This window comes from Halorubrum sp. AJ67, assembly GCF_000513435.1.
Genome location: NZ_CBVY010000012.1, coordinates 104,714 through 107,591, shown reverse-complemented (window position 1 = coordinate 107,591; position 2,878 = coordinate 104,714). Strand labels below are relative to the sequence as shown.

The window sequence follows — 2,878 nt, the reverse complement described above, 5'->3', positions numbered from 1 at the left end:
CCTATCCCCTGTGTGCCTTGCCTCCCACGACTAGGGGAACGACCCCGCCCGGTCGCTGTACGCCGACGAGGGGTTCGACCCGATCCGGCGGGTCGGCGGCTACTACCCCGACGGCGAGGACGCGCTCGTCCTCGTCGTCGACCTCGCGGCGTGGGCCGGCGGCGACACCGAGTGACGCGTTGGCGTTTTTCACGCCTATCGGCTCGGCGCGCGGGGTTTGCCAAGGCTTAGTGTGCGCGAGACCGACTCGACGGGTATGAGTTCGGTTCCCGAGCGGTCCGAGATCGACGCCGAGTACAAGTGGGACTTGGAGGGCATCTACGCCGACGACGAGGCGTGGGAGGCGGCCCGCGAGACCGTCGCCGACCGGATCGACGAGCTGCGCGACTACGAGGGACGCGTCACCGAGGACGCCGCGACCCTGCTCGAACTGCTCGAACTGCGCGAGGAGATATTCCGCGAGCTCCAGCAGGTGGCCACGTACGCCCGGCTCCGCAGCGCCGAGGACACGCGGAACCAGGAGTATCAGGCGATGTCCGCGCGAGCGTCGTCGCTCAGCTCCGAGGCGTCGAGCGCGGTCTCGTACCTCGAACCGGAGCTACAGACGCTGTCCGAGGCCGACGTCGAGGCGTTCGTCGACGAGGAGCCGGCCCTCGCGACGTACGAGCACTACCTCGACGACGTCCTTCGAAAGAAGCCGCACACGCGGTCGAGCGAGGTCGAGGAGGTGCTCGCCGACCTGTCTGAGGTCACCGACGCGCCGAGCGAGATCTACTCGATGCTGACGAACGCCGACATGACCTACGGCATCGTCGAGGACCCCGACGGCGAGGACGTCGAGATCACGCAGGCGAACTTCACGAAGCTCCAGACGAACCCGGACCGCGAGTTCCGCGAGCGCGTCCACGAGACGTTCTACGACGAGTGGGCGAGCGTCCGCAACACGGTCGGGACCTCGCTGGAGAAGGCCGTTCGCGAACACGTCACGAGCGCCGAGATCCGCGACTACGACTCCGCTCGCGCCGCCGCGCTCGACGGCTCGAACGTCCCCGTCGAGGTGTACGACACCCTCGTCGACACCGTCGACGACAACCTCGACGTGCTTCACCGCCACGCCGACCTGAAGGCCGAGGCGCTCGGGGTCGACCGGCTCCGGAGCCACGACCTGTACATGTCGCTGACGGGCGATCAGGGCCCCGACGTGGAGTACGAGCAGGCCCGCGAGTGGGTGATCGAGGCGGTCGCACCGCTGGGCGACGCGTACCAGGAGCGGCTGGCCGAGGGGTTAGAGTCGCGGTGGGTCGACGCCTACGAGAACCGCGGGAAGCGCTCCGGCGCGTTCTCCTCGGGCACCTACGATACCCAGCCGTACATCATGATGAACTACCAGGACGACATCGCCTCGATGTACACCTTGGCCCACGAACTGGGCCACTCGATGCACTCGGAGCTGGCGGGCGACGCGCAGCCGTGGCACGACGCGAGCTACGAGATCTTCGTCGCGGAGATCGCCTCCACGGTCAACGAGACCCTGCTGACCCACCACCTGCTCGACACCGTCGAGGACGACGAACTGCGGACGCACGTCCTCGACGAGTACCTCGAACGCTTCCGCTCCACCCTCTTCCGCCAGACGATGTTCGCGACCTTCGAACAGCGGATCCACGAGCGCGTCGAGGAGGGCGAGGCGCTCACCCCCGACGCGTTCGACGAGCTGTACGGCGACCTGAAGGGCGACTACTACGCGCCGGCCGAGCTGACCGGCGGCATCGAGCGCGAGTGGCAGCGGATCCCGCACTTCTACTACGATTTCTACGTCTACCAGTACGCGACCGGCATCTCCGCCGCGGCCGCCATCGTCGAGCGCGTCTTAGACGAGGGCGAGTCGGCGGCCGCCGACTACCGCGAGATGCTGAAGACGGGCGGCTCGGAGTACCCGCTGGAGGTCGTCGAACTCGCCGGGATCGACATGGCCTCGCCCGACCCGATCGAGTCCGCCGTCGGCGTCTACGACGACTACCTCGACGAGGTCGCCGCGCTCCTCGACCTGGAGTAGGACGGTCTCCGCGAACCGCGTGACGGGGGAGCCGCGGGATTTTTCAGCGTGGCCGCGAGTCCGAGACACGCATGGGAATCTTAGACGCGTTCGGCTCGCTGGCCAGTGCGCTGATCGCAGGCTTCGTGATGCTCGCGTTCGCGATACTGAGCCTGTTCGTCACCGTCTTCGTCGTGGACATCGCCGCGTCGATCGGCGGACTCAGCCCGGACGACAGCTACGTCGTCCTCGGCGCGACGATCCTCGCCGCCGCGGCGATCATCGCGGGCGGCGCGGGCTTCGCGCTCCCCGAGGGCTCGTCGTAAAGCCCGCCGTTCGCCTCAACGCCGACCACCCCGACGCCGACCACCTCGACGCCGATCGCTTTCTCCTCCGGTTGCGCCGACCCGCGAGCGACGGGTCGACCGATTTTAGCCGGGCGGGCGCGACGCACGAGTATGGACGAACGCGTACGCGAGCACGCCGAGGTGCTCGTCGACTGGAGCGCGCGGGTCGAAGCCGGCGACGACGTCGTCGTGTCGGTCGCCGAGGACGCCCACGAACTGGGCGTCGCGGTCGCCGCGGTGCTCGGCGAGCGCGGGGCGAACGTCACGACGCTGTACGGCTCCGACGAACTCTCTCGGGCCTACCTGAAGGGCGTCGAGGCGAGGGTCGAGGGAGAAGCCGGCGAGGGCGGGACCGGCGAGGGTGAGATCGACGGGGGCGACGCCGCGGTCGACGCGGCCGACTTCGACGCGGACCCCGCCGTCGACCGCGCGATCTTCGAGGCCGCCGACGCCTACCTGCGGATCGGCGGCGGAGGCAAGGCACACAGGGGATAGG

At 68.8% G+C, this 2,878-nt stretch carries 2 protein-coding genes and 1 pseudogene; all 3 read left to right on the top strand.

Features of this window, described 5'->3' with window-relative positions:
- Positions 1–256 precede the first annotated feature (256 nt).
- Positions 257–2,056, top strand: a complete 1,800-nt coding sequence (gene pepF / locus BN903_RS10785; RefSeq protein ID WP_048077758.1) for an oligoendopeptidase F — start codon at positions 257–259, stop codon at positions 2,054–2,056.
- A gap of 71 nt (positions 2,057–2,127) precedes the next feature.
- Positions 2,128–2,361: a hypothetical protein gene (locus tag BN903_RS10780; protein ID WP_048077732.1), complete on the top strand. Its 234-nt coding sequence runs from the start codon at positions 2,128–2,130 to the stop codon at positions 2,359–2,361.
- Between the two features lie 132 nt (positions 2,362–2,493).
- Positions 2,494–2,856 (top strand): annotated as a pseudogene (locus BN903_RS16855) (aminopeptidase); the annotation flags it as partial.
- Between the last annotated feature and the right edge of the window lie 22 nt (positions 2,857–2,878).

What these genes read in the sequence shown, in the direction of transcription:
- pepF (WP_048077758.1), top strand. Translation starts at nt 257, where the DNA reads ATGAGTTCGGTTCCCGAGCGGTCCGAGATCGACGCCGAGTACAAGTGG.
- BN903_RS10780 (WP_048077732.1), top strand. Translation starts at nt 2,128, where the DNA reads ATGGGAATCTTAGACGCGTTCGGCTCGCTGGCCAGTGCGCTGATCGCA.